This is a genomic window from Virgibacillus chiguensis, from assembly GCF_900129865.1.
In the GTDB taxonomy this organism is placed as follows: domain Bacteria; phylum Bacillota; class Bacilli; order Bacillales; family Amphibacillaceae; genus Virgibacillus; species Virgibacillus chiguensis.
Genome location: NZ_FQXD01000001.1, coordinates 365,478 through 390,745, shown reverse-complemented (window position 1 = coordinate 390,745; position 25,268 = coordinate 365,478). Strand labels below are relative to the sequence as shown.

The 25,268-nt window shown below is 36.8% G+C and carries 25 protein-coding genes and 1 other annotated feature; of the genes, 23 read left to right on the top strand and 2 right to left on the bottom strand.

Annotated elements, in window-relative coordinates; translation table 11 throughout:
* Window positions 1–69: 69 nt before the first annotated feature.
* Window positions 70–142, top strand: a sequence feature (ribosomal protein L21 leader region).
* Window positions 143–156: 14 nt separating this feature from the next.
* From rplU to yajC, 16 genes are all read left to right on the top strand, one after another.
* Window positions 157–465: a 50S ribosomal protein L21 gene (gene rplU, locus BUB45_RS02015; RefSeq protein WP_073004659.1), complete on the top strand. Its 309-nt coding sequence runs from the start codon at window positions 157–159 to the stop codon at window positions 463–465.
* A 9-nt stretch (window positions 466–474) separates the two neighbouring features.
* The gene (locus tag BUB45_RS02010) at window positions 475–804 is read left to right on the top strand and encodes a ribosomal-processing cysteine protease Prp (protein ID WP_073004657.1); all 330 of its coding nucleotides are present in this window, start codon (window positions 475–477) and stop codon (window positions 802–804) included.
* Window positions 805–817: 13 nt separating this feature from the next.
* Complete coding sequence (gene rpmA, locus BUB45_RS02005) at window positions 818–1,108, top strand: 50S ribosomal protein L27 (protein WP_073004655.1); 291 nt, start codon at window positions 818–820, stop codon at window positions 1,106–1,108.
* A gap of 188 nt (window positions 1,109–1,296) precedes the next feature.
* On the top strand, window positions 1,297–1,827 hold the full coding sequence (locus BUB45_RS02000) for a Spo0B domain-containing protein (protein ID WP_073004653.1): 531 nt from the start codon (window positions 1,297–1,299) through the stop codon (window positions 1,825–1,827).
* Window positions 1,828–1,840: 13 nt separating this feature from the next.
* Window positions 1,841–3,127 carry a GTPase ObgE gene (obgE, locus tag BUB45_RS01995; RefSeq protein ID WP_073004651.1) on the top strand — a complete coding sequence of 429 codons (1,287 nt, stop codon included), beginning with the start codon at window positions 1,841–1,843 and terminating at the stop codon, window positions 3,125–3,127.
* Window positions 3,128–3,285: 158 nt separating this feature from the next.
* Window positions 3,286–4,146: a prephenate dehydratase gene (gene pheA, locus BUB45_RS01990; RefSeq protein ID WP_073004649.1), complete on the top strand. Its 861-nt coding sequence runs from the start codon at window positions 3,286–3,288 to the stop codon at window positions 4,144–4,146.
* 147 nt (window positions 4,147–4,293) lie between these two features.
* Window positions 4,294–5,283 (top strand): SafA/ExsA family spore coat assembly protein, encoded by a 990-nt coding sequence (safA, locus tag BUB45_RS01985; RefSeq protein WP_073004647.1) that lies wholly within the window; start codon window positions 4,294–4,296, stop codon window positions 5,281–5,283.
* Between the two features lie 325 nt (window positions 5,284–5,608).
* Complete coding sequence (gene nadE / locus BUB45_RS01980) at window positions 5,609–6,352, top strand: NAD(+) synthase (protein WP_073004645.1); 744 nt, start codon at window positions 5,609–5,611, stop codon at window positions 6,350–6,352.
* Window positions 6,353–6,419: 67 nt separating this feature from the next.
* Window positions 6,420–6,977, top strand: a complete 558-nt coding sequence (locus BUB45_RS01975; protein ID WP_073004643.1) for a YhcN/YlaJ family sporulation lipoprotein — start codon at window positions 6,420–6,422, stop codon at window positions 6,975–6,977.
* Between the two features lie 324 nt (window positions 6,978–7,301).
* Window positions 7,302–8,033, top strand: a complete 732-nt coding sequence (locus BUB45_RS01970) for a YebC/PmpR family DNA-binding transcriptional regulator (protein WP_073004641.1) — start codon at window positions 7,302–7,304, stop codon at window positions 8,031–8,033.
* A 113-nt stretch (window positions 8,034–8,146) separates the two neighbouring features.
* Window positions 8,147–8,746, top strand: a complete 600-nt coding sequence (ruvA, locus tag BUB45_RS01965; protein WP_073004640.1) for a Holliday junction branch migration protein RuvA — start codon at window positions 8,147–8,149, stop codon at window positions 8,744–8,746.
* 18 nt (window positions 8,747–8,764) lie between these two features.
* Window positions 8,765–9,778: a Holliday junction branch migration DNA helicase RuvB gene (gene ruvB / locus BUB45_RS01960; RefSeq protein ID WP_073004638.1), complete on the top strand. Its 1,014-nt coding sequence runs from the start codon at window positions 8,765–8,767 to the stop codon at window positions 9,776–9,778.
* Window positions 9,765–9,962 carry a DUF2905 domain-containing protein gene (locus tag BUB45_RS01955; RefSeq protein ID WP_073004636.1) on the top strand — a complete coding sequence of 66 codons (198 nt, stop codon included), beginning with the start codon at window positions 9,765–9,767 and terminating at the stop codon, window positions 9,960–9,962. Before ruvB ends, BUB45_RS01955 begins: the two co-directional genes overlap by 14 nt.
* 17 nt (window positions 9,963–9,979) lie before the next feature.
* Window positions 9,980–11,011, top strand: coding sequence for a tRNA preQ1(34) S-adenosylmethionine ribosyltransferase-isomerase QueA (gene queA, locus BUB45_RS01950; protein WP_073004635.1), 1,032 nt, complete (start codon window positions 9,980–9,982; stop codon window positions 11,009–11,011).
* Between the two features lie 118 nt (window positions 11,012–11,129).
* Entirely contained in the window at window positions 11,130–12,269 is a 1,140-nt protein-coding gene (gene tgt / locus BUB45_RS01945) for a tRNA guanosine(34) transglycosylase Tgt (RefSeq protein ID WP_073004633.1), read from the top strand.
* Between the two features lie 24 nt (window positions 12,270–12,293).
* On the top strand, window positions 12,294–12,551 hold the full coding sequence (gene yajC, locus BUB45_RS01940; RefSeq protein WP_073004631.1) for a preprotein translocase subunit YajC: 258 nt from the start codon (window positions 12,294–12,296) through the stop codon (window positions 12,549–12,551).
* Between the two features lie 439 nt (window positions 12,552–12,990).
* Here yajC and BUB45_RS01935 read toward each other — a convergent pair whose 3' ends face one another.
* Window positions 12,991–13,380, bottom strand: a complete 390-nt coding sequence (locus tag BUB45_RS01935) for a TIGR04086 family membrane protein (RefSeq protein WP_073004629.1) — start codon at window positions 13,378–13,380, stop codon at window positions 12,991–12,993.
* Between the two features lie 145 nt (window positions 13,381–13,525).
* Here BUB45_RS01935 and BUB45_RS01930 point away from each other — a divergent pair, with 145 nt between their 5' ends.
* Window positions 13,526–14,818 carry an ArsB/NhaD family transporter gene (locus tag BUB45_RS01930; RefSeq protein WP_073004627.1) on the top strand — a complete coding sequence of 431 codons (1,293 nt, stop codon included), beginning with the start codon at window positions 13,526–13,528 and terminating at the stop codon, window positions 14,816–14,818.
* 92 nt (window positions 14,819–14,910) lie between these two features.
* Here BUB45_RS01930 and spoVB read toward each other — a convergent pair whose 3' ends face one another.
* On the bottom strand, window positions 14,911–16,461 hold the full coding sequence (gene spoVB, locus BUB45_RS01925) for a stage V sporulation protein B (RefSeq protein ID WP_073004625.1): 1,551 nt from the start codon (window positions 16,459–16,461) through the stop codon (window positions 14,911–14,913).
* A 126-nt stretch (window positions 16,462–16,587) separates the two neighbouring features.
* On the opposite strand from spoVB, the gene BUB45_RS01920 reads away from it, so the two are divergent.
* From BUB45_RS01920 to BUB45_RS01895, 6 genes are all read left to right on the top strand, one after another.
* Window positions 16,588–16,887 (top strand): post-transcriptional regulator, encoded by a 300-nt coding sequence (locus tag BUB45_RS01920; RefSeq protein ID WP_073004624.1) that lies wholly within the window; start codon window positions 16,588–16,590, stop codon window positions 16,885–16,887.
* A 50-nt stretch (window positions 16,888–16,937) separates the two neighbouring features.
* Window positions 16,938–19,208, top strand: coding sequence for a protein translocase subunit SecDF (gene secDF, locus BUB45_RS01915; RefSeq protein ID WP_073004622.1), 2,271 nt, complete (start codon window positions 16,938–16,940; stop codon window positions 19,206–19,208).
* Between the two features lie 219 nt (window positions 19,209–19,427).
* Window positions 19,428–19,754: a LapA family protein gene (locus BUB45_RS01910; protein WP_073004620.1), complete on the top strand. Its 327-nt coding sequence runs from the start codon at window positions 19,428–19,430 to the stop codon at window positions 19,752–19,754.
* Window positions 19,755–19,846: 92 nt separating this feature from the next.
* Window positions 19,847–22,171, top strand: coding sequence for a single-stranded-DNA-specific exonuclease RecJ (gene recJ / locus BUB45_RS01905; RefSeq protein WP_073004619.1), 2,325 nt, complete (start codon window positions 19,847–19,849; stop codon window positions 22,169–22,171).
* Window positions 22,161–22,673: an adenine phosphoribosyltransferase gene (locus BUB45_RS01900; protein WP_073004608.1), complete on the top strand. Its 513-nt coding sequence runs from the start codon at window positions 22,161–22,163 to the stop codon at window positions 22,671–22,673. Before recJ ends, BUB45_RS01900 begins: the two co-directional genes overlap by 11 nt.
* 387 nt (window positions 22,674–23,060) lie before the next feature.
* On the top strand, window positions 23,061–25,262 hold the full coding sequence (locus BUB45_RS01895; RefSeq protein ID WP_073004606.1) for a RelA/SpoT family protein: 2,202 nt from the start codon (window positions 23,061–23,063) through the stop codon (window positions 25,260–25,262).
* The last annotated feature ends 6 nt before the right edge of the window (window positions 25,263–25,268 follow it).

The following is a 25,268-nucleotide window of genomic DNA, read 5'->3' as shown; positions in this document are numbered from 1 at the left end:
AAGTCATCATAAACTCATTGACAATGAAGGTGTTGTAATGGTAACATTAATACGTTATTCATCGTAGCACCAGTGCTACAACCGCTCAGAACAGGTTGTAAACTCAATGTGTAGTACCTGTATGGCGAGTCTTAGTTTATGGGAGGTGCAAAGTATATGTACGCTATTATTGAAACTGGCGGCAAGCAAATGAAAGTAGAAGAAGGCCAAGAAATCTTCATTGAAAAAGTTGCTGCTGATCAAGACGAGACGGTTACATTTGACAAAGTTCTTTTTGTTGGTGGAGATGATGTAAAAGTTGGTGCTCCATATGTAAATGGTGCATCAGTAACTGCTAAAGTTGCTAAACATGGTCGTCAAAAGAAAATTACTGTGTTTAAATATAAGCCAAAAAAGAATTATCATCGTAAGCAAGGTCATCGTCAACCTTACACTAAATTAGTGATTGATAAAATCAACGCTTAGAGGTTACTTATGATACAAGTAATAGTTTTTCGTGAAGATGAACAAATAAGAGCATTTGAACTTTCCGGACATGCTGAAAGCGGTCCTTATGGATATGATTTAGTGTGTGCAGGAGTTTCTGCAGTATCTGTTGGTTCTATAAACGCAGTTCTGGCTTTATGTGAAGTGGATCTTGATATAAACCAAAGTGATAATGGCGGTTATCTTCATGTAACAATACCAGACTCCATTTCTTCTGAAGAAATGCGTCGAGTTCAATTATTATTTGAAGGTATGCTTGTATCACTTTCGTCCATAGAACAGGATTATGGACAATTTATTACTATTCAAGATAAATAAGGAGGTGTATCTTATGCTACGTCTAGATTTGCAGTATTTCGCACAGAAAAAAGGTGCTGGTAGTACAAAAAACGGTCGTGATTCCGAATCCAAGCGACTTGGTTCTAAGAGTGCTGATGGCCAATTTGTAACAGGTGGATCTATTCTTTACCGTCAACGTGGAACGAAGGTTTATCCTGGTGAGAACGTTGGTCGCGGTGGAGATGATACACTTTTTTCAAAAATCGATGGTGTTGTAAAGTTTGAACGTTATGGGCGTAATCGTAAAAAAGTAAGTGTATACCCTGTAGCTAAAGAAGCATAATACAAAACTCCAGCCAATAAATTGGCTGGAGTTTTTAACGTTTAACATTATTTTTTTCTATAGAAAAAAGGAACCAAAACAAAACGTGGAAAATGAAAGAACCCACAAGGATTGAAAAATGACTTAGGAGAATGAATGACCTTTTTTGCATTTTCTGCTATACTTTTGGACATGTGGGAGGATGTTATATGAATGCAGAAGAAGCTGTTCGTTTCATGCAGCATTATCGGCATGACTTAATGAATCATTTACAAATAATTCACGGTTATGCTTCAATGGGCAATGTTAAAAAGATAGAAGAAAAGATAGTTGATATCATTCATTGTTATAATATGGAACGAAAATTAATGCACTTACAAGCAAATGAGTTTTGTTTATGGGTGATGAAGCACGCTTATATGTATGTGGATGTAAAATTAGAGTACGATATACATACGGAAGGAAAGCGGATTGAAAGTATAGACCAAATATTAACGGAGCAATGTGAGCAATTTTTCGCTGTAATAAAGAGGCTGAAGCTCAAAGATGAATTTATAACGGTTCATTTAGTTGTTAAGCAGGAACAGAAGGATAGGATAGCAATGCATTTCTCAGTAAGTGAATTTTTTAATCATGCACAGTTAAAAGAACAACTGCACCGGTTGGAAACGCATTTTCCTTTAACTGTAATGGACAATAGTGACACTGTAGAATGCTCTTTTTCTGTTCCGTGTAATTGAAAGAGGTGAGGACATGTTTGTAGATCAGGTAAGTGTTTATGTTAAAGCTGGTGATGGTGGTAACGGTCTTGTCGCATATCGTAGGGAAAAGTATGTACCTAAAGGAGGCCCTGCAGGAGGCGATGGCGGTAATGGAGCTGATGTTAAATTTAAAGTGGATGAAGGATTGAATACTTTAATGGATTTTCGATATAATCGCCATTTTAAAGGAAAACGTGGCGAGAATGGAATGAGCAAAAACCAACATGGAAAAAATGCGCCTCATTTAATTGTTCCAGTACCGCCTGGAACAACGGTGATAGATGAAAGCACCGGAGAAATAATTGCTGATTTGACGGAACATAATCAAGAAGCTGTGATTGCAAAAGGAGGTCGTGGCGGTAGAGGGAATTCACGCTTTGCAACTCCAAGAAATCCAGCGCCAGATATAGCAGAGAATGGGGAGCCAGGACAGGAAAGGCAAATAAAGGTGGAACTAAAGCTAATCGCTGATGTCGGATTAATCGGTTTTCCTAGTGTCGGAAAATCTACTTTCTTATCTGTAGTAAGTGCTGCAAGACCTAAAATTGCAGATTATCATTTTACTACATTGGCCCCCAATTTAGGTGTCGTTGATACAAATGACCAGAGAAGCTTTGTTATGGCTGATCTTCCAGGTTTAATTGAAGGAGCACATGAAGGAGTGGGATTAGGTTACCAATTTCTGCGTCATGTAGAAAGGACGAGAGTACTTGTTCATGTCATTGATATGGCTGCAACAGAAGGTCGGGACCCTTATGATGACTATGTTAAAATTAATCAAGAACTAGAGCAGTATGATTCTAAATTGATGACACGACCACAAATTATAGCGGCAAACAAGATGGATATGCCGGGTTCCAAAGAAAATTTGGAAGTATTTAAGGGGAAACTACAAAATAAACATCCTATTTATGAAATATCTGCACTTACAAAAGATGGCGTTCGGGATATATTATTTGCGATTGCTGATAAATTAGAAGAGATACCAAAAAGTGCTATGGATGAAGAAGCTGTTCCAAAAGAAGAGAAAGTTATCTACCGTTATCACAAAGAAGAAGATCCGTTTAAAATTACGAGAGATGATGATGGTGCTTATGTACTATCTGGATATCGCATTGAAAAGTTATTTAAAATGACTGATTTTAACCACGATCAAGCTGTACAGCGGTTTGCACGTCAGCTAAGAAAAATGGGAGTTGATGATGCTTTAAGAAAACGAGGTGCAGAGGACGGAGATACGGTTCGTATATTAGAATTTGAGTTTGAATTTATGGAATAAGAACATGTGCCGTCTATGAAACGAAAAAAGCATAAAGGTTAAAGATGGTCATTCTAGCTACATTCGTAGAGGCGGGGCAAAAGCTTCTATTGAATGTAGTTTCGCTTTATTTTCAACAGAAATCATTTTTATATTAGAAAATATAGGGGGATAACGTAGTGACAGCAACTATTGGCTATTTGGGACCTAAAGGTACGTTTACAAAACTAGCAGTGGACAAGACATTTAATGGCGAGGTAAAACATAGTTATTCTACAATACCAGCATGTATTGATGCAGTAAATAATGGGGAGATTAATATAGGTGTTGTACCATTAGAAAATGCAATAGAAGGCACAGTTCAATTGACCGTTGACTATTTAGTGCATCAAGTACGTTTGCCGATTATGGCAGAAATTGTTGTTCCTATACAGCAACATCTTTTGGTGCACGCTAGTTTCACCGGAAAAATGGCTGATATAAAGGAAGTGCACTCTCATAGTCATGCTATTGCACAATGTCATCAGTATATTCATCAACACTTACCAAATGCAACGCTTCATTTTACTTCATCCACAGGTAAAGCAGCTGAACTAATAAGTGAAAGAAAAGGAGAACCATTAGCTGCAATTGGTAATCAATTAGCTGCTAATATATATCGACTCTATACAATTCAGAAAAACATTCATGATTTTCCGAATAATCATACGAGGTTTATTGTGTTAAGTAAACAACGGGAATTGGTAAAAATAGCACATCCCGTTCAATCAGAGAAAACAACGCTATTAATTACACTTCCAAGCGATTTTGCAGGAGCATTACATCAAGTATTATCTGCTTTTGCATGGAGAAAAATGAATTTGTCTAAAATTGAATCTCGTCCCATGAAAACAGGACTAGGTAATTATTTTTTTATTATTGATGTTAATCAACCTTATGATGAAGTTCTCTTCCCAGGTGTAAAAGCAGAATTAGAAGCATTAGGCTGTCAAGTGACCGTTTTAGGGACATACCCAGTATATCAATTGGATCATTTATAAACATAAGAAAACCTTTCTTTTCAACAACCAATCCACACCATTATGTAGAGATAATTCTATATTTAAATTTATCAACATTTAATCTTTCTTTGCATATGTTGATATAGAGTAATTAGCCCAGATATGACAGAGAGGAGTTTGATGAATTTGAAAATACACATTGTACAAAAAGGTGATACGATGTGGGAGATAGCTCAACAATATGGTGTGGATTTTGAAGAATTAAAGCAATTGAATAGTCAAATTTCCAGTCCAGACATGATTATGCCTGGGATGAAAATAAAAATTCCTGGAAACTCCAAATCAGTAAAACAAAAGCAAATAAAGGAAATGCAGCAACCTCCGACAGAGCAACCATATAAAGAAATACAGAAAAAGCCAACCCCTGTAATTAAGGAAGATGATAAGGAAAAACCGAAAATGGTGAAGCCGGAAATGCCGGAAATGCCGCCAATGCCGTCTATGCCACCAATGCCACCAATGCAACAAATGTATACCCAACCAATGATGCAAATGCCAGTAATGGAACAAGAGTTTCAAAATTATACAACCATTAACTTTCCACATATGACAGCACAACCGAAACAAGAAGTAAAGCCTGTTAAAAAGGAAAAGCCAAAAGAAGAGCCAAAACAGGTGAAAGCACAACAGCAACCAATGCCTCAGCCAATGCCAATGATGCAACCACAAGTTCCAATGGCTCCACTATGCTGTTACGTTATGGATCCATGCTATCCACAAATACCTTTTCAGACGGTAGGACCGAACCCTTGGGCTTGTCATGGTATGGCGATGCCATCAATGCCAATGCCTTATGAGCACGGACAACACGCTAGCATGATGGGAATGGGAAGCCAAGGATATATGCCAACTATGGGAAATGAAATGATGCCACAGATGCAGGCAAATATGGGGGGAGGAGCTCAATCGGCTTGGAACAATCAAATGCAATATGAGTCTCAGGGTATGTATCGCGGCCAAGCGGGAGAAGAAAATCCTGATCAACATACATCAGATGTACATGTGCCGTTGTATCCCCCGTTTCAAAATAACATGAATCAAATGCCATTTCCGATGCCTCCTGGGTATTATGAATTATCACAAAAAGAACAAAGGGAAAAGAAGGAAGATAAATAATCGTTAAAAGGGACGACATTTCCATCGTCTCTTTTTTTATACTCTATAGGAAAGTTGTGCTGGAAAGTGCCGAGCAAAACTCTGTGAATTCCTATAGTGTAAAAAATTATTATTAATGGTATTATAATTAGAGTACGTTTCCATATACAGTTTTCCTATGTAGCCTTACGTGTAACGTAATTGTAAGAGATTGAATCACATGCTATAGAGGAATTATTTTTGTGAAAAGTAAAACATACATATATGATTAAAATGTCTAATTGGGAGGAAAAGGGAAATAGACAACCAGTTTTATGGTTGTTAATATAAATAAGGAGGGCTTAAGTTGAAAAAAGAAGTAGATGAAATTGTAAGTTGGTTACAATTACAAGTGGAAAAAACAGGGGTTAAGGGATTAGCTGTAGGTGTTAGTGGAGGTATTGATTCTGCTGTAGTGGCAGCATTAATTAAAAAAGCTTGTCCAGATAATTCTATAGGGGTAATTATGCCAATCCATTCAAGTGATACTTCTGTAAGAGATGCGAAAGCTGTAGTGGATAAATTAGGTATAGATTATGTAACAATTGATTTAGCTAAGGTGAGGGATAATATGTATAACTCTATTCAATCAGAACTACAAGCAAATCAAATGTATAATACCAATAATGAAAAACTGGCGAAAGCTAATTTAAGTGCACGATTACGAATGAGTACACTATATACGATAGCAACTAATCATAATTATCTCGTTGTCGGCACAGATAATGCTGCGGAATGGTATACAGGCTACTTCACGAAGTATGGTGACGGAGGAGTGGACATTCTTCCTATTGTTGAATTTACAAAAGGAGAAGTGAAGGAATTAGCAGTTTACTTAGGAATTCCTAATGCTGTTGTAAACAAACAGCCTAGTGCAGATTTGTGGGAAGGACAGAGTGATGAAGAAGAAATGGGCATACGTTATGCCTTGATAGACGCATATCTCAAAGGCGAAGATATTCCTCAAGCAGACCGTAAAAAAATTGAAACAATGCACAAAAGAACGGCACATAAGCGTGAAAGTTTACCCTTCTTTTCTCGAAAAAAATAGACTTACCTATTATTAACTGTGTAAAAACACCTTCATAAACCAAACTATTGGTAAGGAGGTGTTTTTTATGTGGTTTAAAATAAGTATTATACTACTCAGTTTGGCTTTTATTGTACTAGGTTGTACGAATGAAGAAGCCGAAAATGATTATCAAGATTATGAAAAAGACAGTACGCAGCCTATTCATTATGAAACAGATAAGGAGAGGGAAGATCGTTTAAATATTCGAGAAGAGACAATTGGAGAAGAAGGTGGTTATTCACAAAGCAAGCAATACAACATAAATCGATCCGATTTTAAAAGTGGTTATTCTGATCCTTTTACCAATGAAGAATCAAAATTAATTGCAGAAGCATTACGAGATCATAAACAAATTAGTCAAGCCCAAGTGGCTTCTACAGCAGACCGTATTTTAATAGGAGTAAAATTAAATACGCATGTGACGGATGATGTTGGAGAAGACATTAAAAAAGAAGTAAAGCAATTACTACCTCAAGCAAATAAAGAAATCATTATTTATACAGACGATGCGCATTGGGAGAAAATGAAAAATATAGAAGCAAGGATAGAAGCAAAGGATAATGGTAAGGAAATGGCAGAGTTTATTAACCAATTTGTAAAATGAGAAAAAGAAGTGGAAGGTAATTTTAACTTCCGCTTCCACTCGATTGGAGACGAAGTTGCAGCCTCTCTTATTCCCGACGAATGGTTCGAGGGTTAAAAAAAGCCACAACCTTATTATTCTAATCTAGATTAGATCTGCTAGAATGAAGAGGAGATGTACATAACGTTCGTATTTTACTTCTGTTAACATGAGGCTCACGGTTAACAGTACATACTATCTCAAAGGCTTATAAATTGGAGTAAGTGGTATTATGGGTATCTCTTTAAGAATTGGCTTATTTTTGATATAGTAAGAAAGGAAATTTCTAGAGAGGAGAATGTCCTCATGGCTGGTCATTCTAAATGGAAAAATATACAACGAAGAAAAAACGCGCAAGATGCAAAAAAAGGAAAAATCTTCATGCGGCATGCCAAAGATATATATACAGCTGCTAAGCAAGGTGGTGGTGATATGGCGTTAAACCCGAGTCTACGCCTTGCTGTTGATAAAGCAAAAGCTGATAATATGCCAAACGATAATATAGATCGTGCAATCAAAAAAGCAACCGGGTCATTAGACGGTGCCAATTTTGAAGAGTTAACATATGAAGGGTATGGTCCTGGAGGGGTAGCTGTCATTGTGCATGTTCTAACAGACAATAAAAATAGAACGGCAGCAGACATACGCCATGCATTCAAAAAAAACAATGGTAACCTAGGTGAAAATGGTAGCGTGTCGTTTATGTTTGACCGTAAAGGTTACATTGTTATTACCGATGAACAAGGTGAAATAGATGAAGACGAATTAACTTTAGAAGCCTTGGAAGCTGGGGCTGAGGATATACAAGTAGAGGAAGGGACGTTTGAAATATTTACAGATCCAGCAAACTTTCCAGAAGTCGTGGATCACTTGATGGAATCTGGTTACGCCATTGCTGACTCGGAAATAACACTTATCCCGCAAACAACTACTACTTTATCAGAAGAAGCCGCTACACAAATGATGAATTTAATTGAAACATTAGAAGACAACGAAGATGTACAAGATATTTATCATAATTTGGAAGTAACGGAATAATCGCTGTACACACTTTGAAGTTAAACTTCTATTTCTCCAAGCTAGAAATAGAAGTTTATTCATTTCCATCAACTTATGATAAAATGAATGGATAAGGTAAAAGGAGTAGAGAAATGATTGCATATATACAAGGGAAGCTTACATATATACACGAAGAAGCGATTATTGTTGATGTACATGGGGTTGGTTATGAAATTATTTGTGCCAATCCATTTGCTTTTCAAGATTTAGAAAATAAAGATATAAAAGTATATACATATCATCATGTTCGCGAGGATGCACAACTGTTATATGGCTTTGAGAACCTTGATGAAAAATATTTGTTTACAAAGCTTATATCTGTCTCAGGCATCGGCCCTAAAGGTGCGATCGCTATTATGGGTTCCGTTCATGTAGGAGAGTTTGCTGCAGCAATTGAACGAGAAGATGAAGCTTTTCTAACTCATTTTCCAGGTATCGGGAAAAAGACAGCAAGGCAAATCATTCTTGATTTAAAAGGAAAATTAACTATTTCAACTGCTGTAAATGAAGGACAACAGAAAACAGATGAGCCATTTGATAATACCGCTATTCAAGATGCTAAAGAAGCGTTAAAAGCTTTAGGCTACTCAGAAAACGAAATAAAAGCTACTTTAGCTAAATTATCATATACAGGGTCTGAAACAACGGATATGATAGTTCGTAAAGCATTAGCATTACTTATGAAAAATTAATAGAGGAGGGGCAGGTAAATGGAAGATCGTATGGTCACTGGTGAACTGCAAGAAGAGGATGCAACTGTTGAATTAAGTTTGCGCCCGACGATGTTGTCACAATATATTGGACAGCATAAGGTGAAAGAAAACCTACGCATCTTTATTCAGGCTGCTAAAATGCGTGAGGAGCCTTTAGATCACGTTCTTTTATATGGCCCTCCAGGGCTTGGTAAAACAACGTTAGCAGCTATTATTGCCAATGAAATGGGTGTTCAATTTCGATCTACATCAGGCCCTGCTATTGAGCGGGCAGGTGACTTGGCAGCGATTCTTTCTTCTTTAGAAGCAGGGGATGTATTATTTATTGATGAAATCCACCGGCTGCCTAGAACCGTTGAAGAAGTTCTTTATCCTGCTATGGAAGATTTTTTTCTTGATATTGTGATCGGTTCAGGACCGAGTGCAAGATCTGTCAGAATAGACTTACCACCGTTTACATTAGTTGGGGCAACAACAAGAGCTGGTTTGTTATCTGCTCCATTACGTGATCGATTCGGGGTGTTGAGCAGGCTTGATTTTTATGATCCAAAAGATTTATGCATGATTATTGAACGTACTGCCGACATTTTTAATACAAGTATTACAAAAGAGGCAGCTTTGGAGGTTGCTGAGCGATCTAGAGGTACGCCAAGAATTGCGAACCGTCTGTTAAAACGAATTCGCGATATTTCCCAAGTAAAAGGAGAACAGAAAATTAGTTTATCTACTACTGGTCAAGCATTAGAAATGCTACAGGTAGATAAACATGGTTTAGATCATATCGATCACAAACTTTTAAAGGGAATGATGAATCATTTTCAAGGTGGTCCTGTTGGCTTAGATACGATCGCAGCAACGATCGGTGAAGAACCGCAAACAATTGAAGATGTATATGAGCCGTTTTTATTGCAGATTGGGTTTATTCAGCGAACACCACGGGGAAGAATAGTGACTCCAGTGGCCTATGAACACTTTGGATGGAAGGGTAGAGCAGATAATGAACCTCGGTAAAGTCTTTATTGTACTAGGAATTATCTTCTTGCTAATGGGAGTTATTTGGAATTTCATTGGTAAGTTACCAGGGGATATCACGTGGAAAAAAGGAAATGTTGTTTTTCATTTTCCTATTGTTACATCTATTGTGGTTAGCTTGATTCTAACCTTGTTGTTTTATATTTTTGGCAAGTTTCGATAAAAGTAAGGAGTTTCATCATGAATATTGAAGAATTTGACTTTGATTTACCAAAAGAATTAATTGCTCAGACGCCGTTAAAAGAACGTACGGCTTCAAGGCTGCTTGTTTTAAATAAACAAACGAAAGTTATTTCTCACCACCACTTTTCTGATGTAAAGCAATTTTTAAAACCGGGGGATTGTCTTGTTTTAAATAATACCCGAGTATTACCAGCAAGGCTCCATGGTATAAAAGAGGACACGGGAGCAAATGTTGAAATATTATTGTTACATCAAGTAGATGGGGATTCGTGGGAAATACTTGCAAAGCCGGCAAAAAAAGTAAAGCTTGGAACGGTAATCCGTTTTGGAGATGGTCTCTTAACTGCAACAGTTACGCAAGTGAAAGAGCACGGCGGTCGAGTGGTGGATTTCGCTTATACAGGAATCTTTTATGAGGTACTAGATCAATTAGGTGAGATGCCATTACCGCCTTATATTAAAGAACAACTTCCTGAAAAGGAGCGTTATCAAACCGTCTATGCAAAAGAAGAAGGATCTGCGGCAGCTCCTACTGCTGGACTTCATTTTACCAAGAAACTATTAAATGAATTAGAGCAAATGGGGGTACGCATTGCTTTTATCACATTACATGTAGGATTAGGTACTTTTCGCCCGGTAAGTGTAGAGACAGTGGAAGAGCATGAGATGCATGCAGAATTTTATCACATGGATCAAGATACAGCGGATTTGCTTAATGCCGTTAAACAATCTGACGGTCGAATTATTTCAGTAGGTACTACATCTACACGTACTTTAGAGACTATTGCTAGGGATAATCAAGGGGCTTTTAAGCAAGCTAGTGGTTGGACAGATATTTTTATTTACCCCCCTTATCAGTTTCAAGCAGTTGATGGCTTAATTACTAACTTTCATTTACCTAAATCTACCTTATTGATGTTAATTAGCGCATTTGCTGGTAAAGATGCTGTAATGGAAGCATACCGTGAAGCTGTACAAGAGCAATATCGTTTCTTTAGTTTTGGAGATGCCATGTTTATATATGCTTAAATATACACATAACCAGTAGTACTTGGAATTTGCAAAATGTTTTAACGTACTTGCCTTAACAGACTGAAATCACTCGACTATGAAGAGAACGACTTTATTGATAAAGGAAGAGTAAATCATGACACCAATTACTTATGAATTAAAGAAAACATGTAAACAAACTGGCGCTAGATTAGGGCGTGTACATACTCCGCACGGCTCGTTTGATACCCCAACCTTTATGCCAGTGGGAACATTAGCAACCGTAAAGACAATGAGCCCAGAAGAATTAACAGAGATCAATGCCAATATTATTTTATCTAATACCTACCATTTATGGTTGCGACCGGGTGAAGATATTATTAAAGAAGCTGGAGGTTTACATCAGTTTATGAATTGGGATGGAGCAATCTTGACCGATTCGGGAGGATTTCAAGTGTTCAGTTTGAGTGAAAATAGGCATATTACGGAAGAAGGCGTTCATTTTCGTAGTCATTTAAACGGAGAAAAGCTATTTTTATCTCCGGAGAAAGCTATTCAGATACAAAATGCTTTAGGCTCTGACATTATGATGGCGTTAGATGAATGCCCGCCATATCCTGCAGAGTATGACTATATGAAAAGCTCTGTAGAACGAACATCACGTTGGGCTGAAAGATGCTTAAAAGCACATGAACGAACGGATGAGCAAGGATTGTTTGGCATTATCCAAGGTGGTGAATATGAAGCATTAAGAAAGCAAAGCGCGCGTGATTTAATTTCTCTTGACTTTCCTGGTTATGCTATTGGCGGATTATCTGTTGGGGAACCAAAAGACGTCATGAACCGTGTACTTGAATTTACGACACCTCTCATGCCTAGCAATAAACCGAGATACTTAATGGGCGTCGGTTCGCCAGATTCTTTGATCGATGGTGCGATTCGCGGGGTGGATATGTTTGATTGTGTCCTTCCTACTAGAATTGCAAGGAACGGTACTTGTATGACGGCAAATGGTCGTTTGGTCGTGCGGAATGCAAAACACGCACGTGATTTTTCACCCATTGACGAAAATTGTGACTGCCATGTTTGTAAAAATTACACGCGTGCCTATATACGTCACCTAATTAAATGTAATGAAACGTTCGGTTTTAGACTTACTACTTATCATAACCTATATTTTCTGTTAAAATTAATGGAGCAAGTACGAAAAGCGATTAGCGAAGATCGTCTTGGCTCATTTAGAGAGGAATTCTTTGAGCAATACGGTTTTAATAAACCGAATGCTAGGAATTTTTAACGTGTAGAAGGGAGGAATAGAACAATGGAAATGTTAGCAACGTTAGCACCACTTATTCTGATGTTTGTGCTTCTGTATTTTATACTTATTCGACCACAGCAAAAGCGCCAAAAGCAAGTCAGAGAAATGCAATCTAATTTGCAAAAAGGGGACGCTGTAGTTACGATTGGCGGTTTTCATGGAGAGATTCATGCAATGGATGAAGATACGCTAGTTTTACAAGCTGGTGACGGATCTAAATTGACTTATGACCGCTCAGCAATACGTGAAGTAAAACAATAATAACTATGATGGTTACCTAATAAGGGATAAGCAATGGACGAGGGTCTGTTGCTTATACCGACGAACAGAAATTTTTATACATAGGGTATAAAGTATAATGGAACACAAAGGCAATTGCTTTTGTGTTCCTTTTTTGAAAGATAAAAAAGCATTTCTGTTATAAAGCAAAACGAGGATTGAACAAAAATTGCCCCCGTCGGGCGCAAGCCTCCAGCAACTAGGCGACTTCACTCCATTGCCCTAAGATAAGTCATCATTGGTTCGTCCTAAATAGGCAAGCTGACTAAAGGAGGGCTTACTAAAGGGCGCCGGCATACTCCTGTTGCAGGACCATGATTCCTAAAACTTTCGTTGCTTCTTTCCACTCGCTACGTTGCTAAACGGGCGCCCCGAGCCTGCTTTAACACCACAAAAAGATAATTGTTCTAGTATTAATTGTTTAGCTATCGCTTGACGACGCATCTCCAACGATGTTGACACCTAATGCACCACCAAATAATGCAGCGGCCATATAGCCAGCGTGGTGAAGGGATTGTTCAAATGAAAACCCTTGTTGGTAGCCTAAGTACTGTACAGATAAAACGAATAATGTAAATCCCATTCCTGTAAACAGACCAATGACCCATCCTTTTGTTTTTCCTTTAACGCCTGCTGCAAGCCCCCCAAGAAATAAACTGATAAGGCCAATGACGAAAGTGACCCATGACAAAGCAGGATCATTAAACGTAGTAAAGCGAAGCAACAAAGCTAATACAAAACTTGCGAGCATCATAAGACCTAAAACAATAATCCAGCCATATAATAATGCTACCCATTGTTTACTTTTCATAACGGTTGCCTCCTTTCCGGATTGTCCACTTACTTTCATCCTATTCACTATGAAAAAATAATAGACGAAAAATATTTTCTTTTTTCATGACATATAGTTGAAATATAGCGTGAAAAAGGTAAGTATAAAAAAGGTGGGGAGTTAGTTGGAAATAATAGTAGCTTCATTGATTTTTATTTGCTGTTACGTATTTATTATGACAGAACAAATCAATCGTGCAGTCGTCACTTTAACAGGTGGCGTATTGCTGTTATTAACAGGTATATATTCTGCAGAACGTATGTTAACAGAATATATTGATTGGAACACAATTGCGCTTTTATTTTCCATGATGGTGCTCATAGCAATAACAGAAAAGACAGGCTTGTTTGGTTTTATAGCTATTCGCTTTGCACAAAAGGTTAAAGGTGATCCAATACCTTTATTAATTGGTGCTGGGGCTTTAACAGGAATTGGTTCTGCTCTATTAGATAACGTCACAACGGTATTAATATTTGTTCCTATTATGCTTAAAATAACCAAGTTATTAAAGCTTCCATCGTTTCCGTACTTGCTAATGATTATTTTCAGTTCTAACATTGGTGGTGCAGCAACGTTAATTGGTGACCCTCCTAATATTATGATTGGACAAGCAGTAGAGCATTTAACATTTTCATCGTTTTTAATTCATATGGCTCCAATTGCTATAATTATGTTCGGAGTGATGCTATTATTTGTTTGGGCGTTGTTTCGTAAATCGTTACGTAGGACAAAATTTGATGTAAAAGAATTATTAGCTATCGATGCACAAACGTACTTGCACCGAACACCCATGTTATATCAGTCGATTACTGTTCTTCTATTAACGGTAACGGGGTTTTTATTACACGCATTTTTGTATGTTGAATTAACTACAGTAGCATTATCTGGAGCTGTGTTACTTCTTCTTTTGACAGAAAAAGAATTAGCGTCGGAAAAGATTTTTGAAAAAGTGGAGTGGGTAACGTTATTCTTTTTTATTGGCTTGTTCACGCTAGTGGGAGGTTTAGAAGAAGTAGGAGTTATTGATGAAATCGCAAGAGCAATTATAGTTATAACGGATGGAGATTATGTACAGACTGTAATATTAATACTATGGGTATCTGGCTTGCTTTCTGGGATCGTAGACAATATCCCCTTTGTTGCAGCAATGATTCCTGTCGTTCAAGAGTTTGAAAGTTATGGAATGGTATATTTAGATCCTGTTTGGTGGGCTTTAGCACTAGGTGCTTGTTTAGGAGGAAACGCGACGTTAATTGGAGCATCTGCTAATGTAGTAGTCACAGGGCTAGCTGAAGGAGCTCATGAAAAAATATCGTTTATTCGGTTTATGTTATATGGATTTCCGTTAGTAATTATATCCTTAGTCGTTTCTACAATCTATATATATTTCCGTTATTTAGTTCCTTATATTGGATAAATAATAAAAACACTTCCATACACGATAGACTAAAAAGGCAGGAAGTGTTTTATTTTTTTCTTTTATCGTCTGACATTTAAAAACTACCCAATTTAAAGCCATTTTTGCAGAAAAGGGATTTGTTTTAATTCTTCTTTCGTTATAAAGCGAAGTAAAAATAAAAAGAGTATATAAATGAAACTTAATATAACAAAGATGATTATTAACAGTATAACCCCACCTTGCATATTTACGTATATACGTTGTAATAGCTCACCGACCCCCCAAGTCAATAAGAGCAGAGCAATCATTTTTGATATATCTAAAACAGGTATGCTAAATTTAATCGCTTTATACAAAGCTCCTAAATGTAAAAGTGTAATTAATACGACGCTTAAGGAAATAGCTATTGCAACACCCATAATCCCAAAGTTCGGATTGGATGCGAGTAAAAAAAGCACGGCAAGCTTACAAAAAGCACCAATTAAACTATTCCACATAGCAGATTTAGCAAGGTCAAGTGCTTGTAATGCGGCTTGTAATGGAGCTTGGATATAAAGTAAAATAAAAAATGGAGCCATTATTGTGATAAATTTACTTGCATTAGCAGTTCCGTACATATATGTTAAAATAGGTACAGAAAATAAAGCTAGTACAATCGTAGCTATGGCTCCAGATGCAAAAGAAATCCGAATGGCTTGATAAATTCGGTAATGAATCATCCGTTTATTTTTTGTTGCCTCCGCTTCAGAAATAGAAGGGACTAAAGCGATGGATAACGAATGGGTAATAAATGTTGGTAGAAATAGTAAAGGTAGTACATAACCTGTTAATTCACCGTATTGTTTTGTTGCTAATGTGGTGGATACCCCTGCTATGGCTAGGCTTTGCGCGACAAGTATTGGCTCCAGAAAATGTGAAATAGAGGCGATAAAGCGACTGCCTGTACTTGGTAAAGCAATGGAAAAAAGCTCCTTTATTGTAGATTTACTGGTTGCTAAATAAGAAAAAAAGTTTGTTCTTATTTTAATCCGTTTTTTTCGTTTGAATTTGTGCGTCATATAAATAAGAGACACAAATTCTCCTAAAATAATACTAAACATGGCCCCTGCTGCAGCATATTCAAGACCGAAAGGCAAGAGTAATTTAACAAACATTGCTACACAACTTATACGCACAATTTGTTCTAACACTTGTGCATAGCTTTGTGGTTTCATGTTTTGCTTTCCTTGAAAATAACCACGTAAAACAGACGAAATAGCTATAATAGGAATGATTGGGCTGATAGCTAACAGTGGGTATAGTGTTCTTTCGTCAGTCAATAGGTGTGTGGCGACAAACGGTGTCGTTACAATCATTAAAGTGGTAAAGACAATACTAGAAATACCTGTAATGACTAAGGATACGATGACAATTTTTTTTGTTTTTGCTTCATCGCCACGAGCTTCTGCTTCGGCAATGCGTTTAGATATAGCAACAGGTAAGCCAAGCTGTGTTAATGTGATGACGAGAAAAAATGTCGGTAAAGCCATCATATAAAGACCAACACCTTCTTCACCAATCAATCGAGCGACGACGATTCGATTGATAAAGCCTAGGAAACGTGTGATCATACCTGCAAGAATAAGAATAAGTGTACCTTGTAAAAAAGTTTGTTTCGTCATCTTGACGACCTGCCTTCTCAAATAATGGAATATCATATACAATGATATATATGCAATTTAATGGTCCAAGCATGACAAGAATAAGCAAATAAGAATATTTTAACTCCATAAAAGGAGGGAGTTCTGTTGGAAATCGTACAAACTGTATCTGAATGGAAAGAAATGGTCCGTCCAGCTTTGCAAAGTAAGGCGGAAGAATTTCATTTAATGGGATATGAAGAAGCAACGCCAGAAGATGTTTGGAAATGTCTTGTCGGGAAAGTATGGAAAGGCGACCCTGAAAAAAGAATTTATGAAGTAGTACAAGACATTTTTCAATTGACAACAGCTACTTACATTAGTTATTTAACAGTAAGTGCACAGCAAAATGATGATTTATTTGCTTCTATTGCAGCAGTAACGAATACAGAAATCAATCATCATTAATTGACTTACATAATGAATGACCCTAATGATAAGAGGGAGGACAATTTGAAATGAAAATAAGAGGCAGAATTGTTGCCTTTTTTCTAATCGTACTTATTTTTGCTGGTACAATTGGAACAACGGTTACAGGGATTACAAAAGATATTAATTTAGGTTTGGATTTACAAGGCGGATTTGAGGTTCTATATAAAGTTGAACCAGTTGACACTCAAAAGGAGGTAGACCGTACAACGTTAGAGTCAACGGTAGAGACGTTAAATGACCGTGTGAATCGACTTGGAATTAGTGAAGCAAGTATAGATATTGAAGGAGAAGACCGCATTCGTGTCCAGCTTGCTGGAGTAGAAAATCAAACCGAAGCGAGAGAATTATTATCTACAACAGCACAGCTTTCTTTTCGTGATGTTAATGATAAAGAACTTTTAAGCGGCAATGATGTTAAGGAAAATAGCGCGAAGCAGGATTTCGATCCTAAAAATAATCAACCAATCGTTACATTAGAATTGAAGGATGCAGAGAAATTTGGTGAAGTAACGAGTAAAATAAAGGATATGAATAACCCAGAAACGACTTATCCAGATAATTTATTAGTAATTTGGATGGATTACAAAGAAGGTGATTCTTTTGCAGAAGAGTATGGAAAAGAGGATCCTAAATATGTTTCTGCTCCTAGCGTAACGCAGACATTAAATACGAACCAAGTCATGATTTCTGGTAATTTCACTGTGGAATCTGCAAAGCAATTAGCCAATGTCATTAATTCTGGTTCCTTACCGGTACATATGGAAGAGAAATATTCTACATCGGTAGGAGCGCAGTTTGGGGAGCAGGCGTTAAACAAAACTGTTTTTGCAGGGTTTATCGGTGTTGGTATCATCTTTCTCTTTATGATAGCTGTTTATCGTTTTCCTGGCTTAATTGCTGCAATTAATTTAAGTTTCTATATTTACCTTATTTTATTTGTGTTTGAATTAATGAATGGTGTATTGACGTTACCAGGTATTGCTGCTCTTATTCTCGGTGTTGGTATGGCTGTTGATGCCAATGTTATTACATTCGAGCGCATTAAGGAAGAATTACGTACTGGAAAATCGTTAATTTCTTCATTTAAAGCTGGTACGAAGAATTCACTTTCAACCATATTAGATGCAAACATCACCACATTAATTGCAGCTTCCGTATTATTTATTTTTGGAACAAGCTCTGTCAAAGGTTTTGCAACGATGTTAATTGTTAGTATTCTTGTGAGCTTTATTACGGCTGTGTTTGGTACACGTTTACTCTTAAGTTTATGGATAAAAAGTAAGTTTTTAAAACAGCGTCCTAGTTGGTTTGCTGTAAAAAGCTCAGACATTAAAGATATTAAGGATAAGCAAGATGAAGAAGCAAAATTATTTAATCGAGAAATCAATGTTGTACAACATCGAAAGAAATTCTTTTGGATTTCAACGGTTATGGTTGTGCTAGGAATCGTCTCCCTTGCCTTGTTTAAATTAAATCCAGGTATCGACTTTGCAAGTGGTTCCAGAATTGAAATTTTAGCTGAAACTAGCATTACTACAGATGAAGTAGAGAAGGAATTTGGCAAGCTTGACCTTGAAGTTAAATCGATCGTTTCTTCAGGGGAAAATGGAGAGATGGCTATTGCGAGATTTGATAGAGTATTAAGTAAAGACAAAATTGCTGAAGTGAAAAGTCATTTTGTAGACACTTATGGCAATGAGCCAAACGTAAGTGTGGTTTCACCAATTGTTGGTGAAGAGCTCGTAAAAAATGCGGCTTACGCTGTCGCCATTGCTTCTATATTTATGATTATTTATGTCACTATTCGTTTTGAATTCTTTTTCGCTATTACGGCGATCATTGCTTTATTACATGATGCTTTCTTTACAATCGCAATTTTTAGTGTAACGCAAATTGAATTTGATATAACCATTGTAGCGGCTGTTCTTACGATTGTTGGTTATTCTATAAATGATACCATTGTTACATTTGACCGAATTAGAGAGAATTTAAGGAACAAGAAAAAAATCAAATCGTATAAAGAGCTTGCTAGCGTTGTTAATCGAAGTTTAGTACAAACATTTGTACGTAGTATCAATACATCCATTACAACGTTAATTGCAGTATTAGCATTTCTATTTCTAGGTGCTGAATCAATTGGTGGATTTGCAATTGCGTTAACGTTTGGTTTATTAGCTGGTACGTATTCGTCACTTTTCTTAGCCTCACAATTATGGCTTGTATGGAGAGGAAAAATGATTAAGAAAAAACCAGTTGATTTTACAAAGAAAAAGCGTGTAGAAGGCCCACAAGTATAGATGCTAAGAGAGGCTCTCATCAAACGTTTAAGTGCGTTCGGTGTAGAGCCGTCCTTACTTTTAAGGATGGTTATAGAAAAGGGAACAAAGGGAATATAATACTGCGTTTGTTTTTACACCATTCGAAAGGATAAACTTTGATAGTATATGGAAGCGGCAATTCTTTTCACTCATACACACTTGGTTGATTGCCAAGTCTTTCTAAAAGGAGGGGAATATGTGAGAGGTCAAACATATGTTATATTTGCCATAATTTTTGTTATTATCGTAGCAGTATTTGCCGTTACGAATGTGGAGGCAGTGGAGGTGAATTACCTCTTTTGGTCCGCAGAATCACCGTTAATATTAGTCATTCTATTTTCCGTATTAATGGGCGGTTTAATAACCGCAACAGTAGGGCTAATTAAGATGTACCGGATGCAAAGAGAAATGAAACGTCTTGAAGCTGAAAATTTCAACTTGATGAACAGGTTAGAAGAAGAAGGTATTTCACAGACGAAAGAAGAAATGGAAACGGTGCAATTTCATGATGAGGAAGAAAAATAATCTTCATTTCATGACAAAAAATGCTATAAAGGAAATCTAGTTGCTCCCCCTGTATCTATTTATGTATAATGGATAGGTCAGGGGGTTAAATTATGTTGGCAAGTAAGGCGAATTGGAATTTTATGGAACAAGTAATAACGAACGTAGAAAGGGACAACGACTCCCCGTCTATTTCCCCTATCATTGAAAAATTACTGGTACAAAGAGGGGTTACGACAAAGCAAGCTGTATCTAAATTTTTAAAACCAGATGTAGAAGATTTACATAGTCCAGATAAACTTCTTTCCATAGATAAAGCAGTAAAAAGAGTGAAATTAGCAATTGAACAAGGTGAAAAACTGCTTGTGTTTGGTGATTATGATGCTGATGGAGTTACTGCTACAACGGTTTTGATAAAGGCATTACAAGAATTAGATGCTCAGTGCGACTATTATATTCCGAATCGTTTTACAGAGGGGTATGGACCAAATGAAGCTGCCTTTCGACAAGCACATCGAGAGGGTTATACACTTATAATAACGGTAGACACCGGTATTGCCGCTATAGAAGAAGCAAAAATAGCGCAAGAATTAGGCATGGATTTAATTATTACAGACCATCATGAGGTTCAAGCAAATGTACCAGATTGTTATGCGATTATTCATCCTAAATGCTCACCTGATTATTTATTTCAGGAGTTAGCAGGAGTTGGCGTAGCATTTAAATTTGCGCAAGCGTTGCTTGGGTATCTTCCCAAGCAATTGTTAAGTTTTGTTGCAATAGGCACTGTAGCAGACCTTGTACCGTTAGTGGATGAAAATCGTATATTGGTATATCACGGTTTAAAAGAATTAGCAAATACCACCAATCCTGGTTTAAAGGCTTTAAAACGGACTGCAAACATTGACGGTAATGTAACCGAAGAAGATGTCGGTTTTGCTATCGGTCCGAGAATAAATGCTGTAGGAAGGCTTCAATCAGCAGACATGGCAGTTGAATTAATGCTAACTGAAGATCCACAAGAAGCTAAAACCATCGCTGAAGAAATGGAAGAGATAAATAGCGAAAGACAACAAATTGTGCAAAAAATTGTAAAAGAAGCAGAGCAATTACTATCTGATAAAGAGCAGCAAGACGTTATTGTTGTAGCAAAGGAAGGTTGGAATGAAGGGGTATTAGGAATTGTGGCTTCTAAGTTAGTTCGTAAATGGGACAGACCAGCAATTGTTCTGTCTATCAAACCGAATGTAGGAATTGCAAAAGGATCTGCCAGAAGCGTCCCGGCTTTTGATTTATTTCACAATTGCATGCAAGTAAATCATTTATTTGAGCAATTTGGCGGACATTCTCAAGCAGCAGGGATGACATTAGCATTAACGAATGTTCAACCGTTGGAACAAGCCTTAAACAAACAAATCGCTCAACAATTAAGCGAGTCAGACTTCAAACAAGAGCTAAATATTCATGCCACTTTACCTGTTTCACAAATAACTATTCCTTTAATTAAGGAAATTCAACAATTAGCTCCATTTGGAATGCATAACCCAAAACCGTTGTTTCATATAAAAGCTATACCAGAACAATCAAGGCAAATTGGGAGTATGAAAAATCACCTTAAATTGCAGTTCACAGAAGATAATCAACAACTTGATGCGATCGGTTTTGGCTTTGGAGAGTTGTATAACTACCTTACTCCTCATACGCCTGTTAACATCGTAGGGGAGTTAACCATTAATGAATGGAATGGTAGTCAAAAACCACAGCTAATGATTCAAGACTTGTCTATTGATGAATGGCAGCTGTTTGATCATCGTGGAAAGCGGCAAGTACATGTAAATGAATTTATTCATTCATACGCATCTGTTTTTAGCATAGGAGATCGTACCCGTGCGCAATCTTTAGGAATCCCTCATAAGGACTATCAAGACGACTGGTCTTCTTTGGAAAATGTGGATACATTAATTTTATTTGCACTGCCATCAAACTTAAAAGACTTAGAAGCATTGCTGAAACAAATGAAGCCAAAAAATATTCATCTGTGTTATTATGTAAAAGATAGCATTTATTTGCGTGCTTTCCCGTCTAGAGACGACTTTAAAAAGATGTATGTTTTTTTACAACAAAAAAAGGTAGTATCCATTGATAATGATTTACCTCCATTTGCTCAAACAAATGGTTGGAGCAAGGATAAATTGTTGTTCTTAATTCATGTGTTTTACGAACTTCATTTTATACAGATAGAAGGCAGAATTATACAGGTTGAAGAAAAGCCTTTAAAAAAAGATTTGCAGGAGTCAGCAACATATCAGAAACGTTTACAGCAAGCTGAGATTGAAAGGAAACTGTACTACTCAAACTACGAGCAATTAAAAAAACATTTTACAAATTGTATGGAACATTTGGGAAGCCCCAAGGAGGAACAAAGCTATGGATTATAAAAAATATATTAAAATTGTAGAAGATTGGCCAAAGGAAGGAATTAAATTTAAAGACATTACACCATTAATGGCAAATGGGGAAGCCTTTCATTCAGCAGTAGACGAAATTGTGGAATACGCGCAACAAAAAGAAATAGATGTCGTTGTAGGTCCAGAAGCGAGAGGATTTATTATAGGATGTCCCGTCTCTTATTCGTTAGGAGTTGGATTTGCTCCAGTGAGAAAGGAGGGGAAACTTCCGCGTGAAGTTATTAAAGTAGATTATGGTTTGGAGTACGGAAAAAATGTCTTAACCATTCATAAAGATGCAATTAAACCGGGCCAACGCGTATTAATTACAGATGATTTATTAGCAACAGGGGGTACGATCCAAGCAACCATTCAATTAGTAGAAGAACTCGGTGGTGTTGTTGCTGGATGTGCATTTATTATTGAATTAAGTTATTTAAATGGAATGGACAAACTAAAAGGTTATGATGTACTATCTTTGATGCGTTTTTAACGGTGCCAATTAGGTCTGACGATAAACCTTCGTTAGGCCTATTGTTATTACTGCGGTATACATAAACGGGTCAACCAAGGGTTGATTAAAGCTTAACGAATGCTAACAATACATATTATACTTCGCCTTATGAATCAAAATGGCTATTAAAAATGCATCTAGATATATTGTCAAATTAAATGATAATAGCGCAGGAAATAGTTTAAATTTCCAATCAATCTTCTTTAAAGCCAGTATACTATATTTTTAGGCAATTACATTTACTCAAACTCGATTATTGTAATTGGCTGATTCTAACAATGGACACATGTATCTGAAAATTATATAATGAAACTATTTAAATAACTAAAAATTAGACTCGATTTCGCGAATAAAGGTGATTTTTTTATGGCAAAAACCGATATAATGACAATAGATGATATTTTAAATAAGGCAAGTCAGTATCTGTCGGAAGATGATACTGCTTTTATTCGCCAAGCCTATGAATTTGCCGAAGAAGCTCATGCTGATCAATTTAGAAAGTCGGGGGAGCCGTATATTATCCACCCTGTACAGGTAGCAGGCATATTAACGGAGCTCGGGATGGACGCTGAAACAATCGCAGGAGGATTTCTTCATGATGTGGTTGAAGACACAGATGTGACTGTGGAAGAAGTGGAAGAAGTATTTAATCATGAAGTAGCTATGCTAGTTGATGGGGTTACAAAGTTAGGGAAAATTAAATATAAATCAAAAGAAGCGCAGCAAGCAGAAAATCATCGAAAAATGTTTGTTGCCATGGCGAAAGATATCCGTGTGATTTTAATTAAATTGGCAGATCGTTTGCATAATATGCGTACTTTAAAACATTTGCCTCCAGAAAAACAGCGTCGCATTGCAAATGAAACCTTAGAAATTTTTTCACCGTTAGCACATCGATTAGGAATTTCAACCATCAAATGGGAATTAGAGGATACAGCATTACGCTATTTAAATCCTCAGCAATATTATCGAATTGTTCAATTAATGAAACAAAAAAGAGATCAGCGTGAATCATATATTAAAGAAGTAATGGATCAAGTTTCCAAACAATTAAGAGAAATGAATATAGATGCTGAATTATCTGGCCGTCCAAAACATTTATATAGTATATATCGGAAAATGGTAAAACAAAATAAACAGTTCAATGAGATATATGATTTGCTTGCTGTGCGCATTTTAGTTAATAGCATTAAGGATTGTTATGCTGTTCTTGGCATTATCCATACTTGTTGGAAGCCGATGCCTGGGAGATTTAAAGATTACATTGCTATGCCAAAACCAAACCTGTATCAATCGTTGCACACGACCGTTATAGGTCCAAAAGGTGACCCGCTAGAAGTGCAAATTCGCACAAGAGAAATGCATGAAATAGCCGAATATGGAATTGCAGCTCATTGGGCGTACAAAGAAGGCAAGCAAGTTCAAAATGATAAAAAGTCTTTTGAAGAGAAATTAACTTGGTTTAGGGAGATTTTGGAATGGCAAAATGATACACATGACGCGGAAGAATTCATGGAATCCTTAAAGGTCGATTTATTCTCAGACATGGTATATGTGTTTACTCCAAAGGGAGATGTTATTGAGCTACCAGCTGGTTCCGTTCCCTTGGATTTTGCCTATAAAATTCATACAGAAATAGGTAATAAAACGATTGGGGCAAAAGTTAACGGAAAGATGGAGCCACTTGATTATAAATTGAAAAACGGCGATATAGTTGAAATGATGACGTCAAAACATTCTTATGGCCCCTCTCAAGATTGGCTTAAAATAACCCAAACTTCTCAAGCTAAAAGTAAGATTAAGCAATTTTTTAAAAAACAGCGTCGAGAAGAAAATGTGTTAAAAGGGAAAGAAGCTGTGGAACGTGAAATTCGTAGCTTTAGTATCGAACCCAAAGATGTGCTAAAGCAAGATAACTTACAGCGTGTGTATGAAAAATATAATTTCTCTAATGAAGAAGATATGTATGCAGCGGTAGGCTATCAAGGTATTACTGCTGCATCTATAGCAACAAAGTTAACAGAAAAATTAAGACAATCGAAAGAAAAACAACAAGCTCTTGAACAAACCATTGAAGAAGTTAAAACAGATGGTAAACAAAAGAAAGTCAGTAAACGAGATTCTGGAGTGAAAGTAGAAGGGATTGACAATTTACTTGTCCGTTTATCTAAATGTTGTAACCCAGTACCAGGCGACCAAATAGTAGGATATATCACAAAAGGAAGAGGCGTATCCGTTCATCGAGCTGACTGCCCCAACGTTCAGACAGAAGAAGCTAAGCAACGATTTTTGCATGTCGAATGGGAAAATAATCGTACAGAACAGAAACAATATCATGTGGATTTAGAAATATCGGGTTATGATCGACGAGGATTAGTGAACGAAGTGCTACAAGCCGTAAATGAAACAAAGACGAATATAACATATGTGAATGGTAGGTCAGATAGAAATAAGATGGCAATTATTCAAATAACCATTCTGATTCATAATACAGCACATCTTCGAAAAATAGTGGAGCGCATTAAACAAATTCCTGAAGTGTATTCCGTAAAACGTACATTGCATTAATGTACA

Coding starts and splice junctions, on each gene's coding strand:
- queA (WP_073004635.1), top strand. CDS start 9,980: ATGAATATTGAAGAATTTGACTTTGATTTACCAAAAGAATTAATTGCT.
- BUB45_RS02000 (WP_073004653.1), top strand. CDS start 1,297: ATGAATGCAGAAGAAGCTGTTCGTTTCATGCAGCATTATCGGCATGAC.
- rpmA (WP_073004655.1), top strand. CDS start 818: ATGCTACGTCTAGATTTGCAGTATTTCGCACAGAAAAAAGGTGCTGGT.
- spoVB (WP_073004625.1), bottom strand. CDS start 16,461: ATGACGAAACAAACTTTTTTACAAGGTACACTTATTCTTATTCTTGCA.
- rplU (WP_073004659.1), top strand. CDS start 157: ATGTACGCTATTATTGAAACTGGCGGCAAGCAAATGAAAGTAGAAGAA.
- secDF (WP_073004622.1), top strand. CDS start 16,938: ATGAAAATAAGAGGCAGAATTGTTGCCTTTTTTCTAATCGTACTTATT.
- BUB45_RS01935 (WP_073004629.1), bottom strand. CDS start 13,380: ATGAAAAGTAAACAATGGGTAGCATTATTATATGGCTGGATTATTGTT.
- BUB45_RS01895 (WP_073004606.1), top strand. CDS start 23,061: ATGGCAAAAACCGATATAATGACAATAGATGATATTTTAAATAAGGCA.
- BUB45_RS01975 (WP_073004643.1), top strand. CDS start 6,420: ATGTGGTTTAAAATAAGTATTATACTACTCAGTTTGGCTTTTATTGTA.
- obgE (WP_073004651.1), top strand. CDS start 1,841: ATGTTTGTAGATCAGGTAAGTGTTTATGTTAAAGCTGGTGATGGTGGT.
- BUB45_RS01970 (WP_073004641.1), top strand. CDS start 7,302: ATGGCTGGTCATTCTAAATGGAAAAATATACAACGAAGAAAAAACGCG.
- BUB45_RS01900 (WP_073004608.1), top strand. CDS start 22,161: ATGGATTATAAAAAATATATTAAAATTGTAGAAGATTGGCCAAAGGAA.
- recJ (WP_073004619.1), top strand. CDS start 19,847: ATGTTGGCAAGTAAGGCGAATTGGAATTTTATGGAACAAGTAATAACG.
- yajC (WP_073004631.1), top strand. CDS start 12,294: ATGGAAATGTTAGCAACGTTAGCACCACTTATTCTGATGTTTGTGCTT.
- ruvB (WP_073004638.1), top strand. CDS start 8,765: ATGGAAGATCGTATGGTCACTGGTGAACTGCAAGAAGAGGATGCAACT.
- tgt (WP_073004633.1), top strand. CDS start 11,130: ATGACACCAATTACTTATGAATTAAAGAAAACATGTAAACAAACTGGC.
- ruvA (WP_073004640.1), top strand. CDS start 8,147: ATGATTGCATATATACAAGGGAAGCTTACATATATACACGAAGAAGCG.
- BUB45_RS02010 (WP_073004657.1), top strand. CDS start 475: ATGATACAAGTAATAGTTTTTCGTGAAGATGAACAAATAAGAGCATTT.
- BUB45_RS01955 (WP_073004636.1), top strand. CDS start 9,765: ATGAACCTCGGTAAAGTCTTTATTGTACTAGGAATTATCTTCTTGCTA.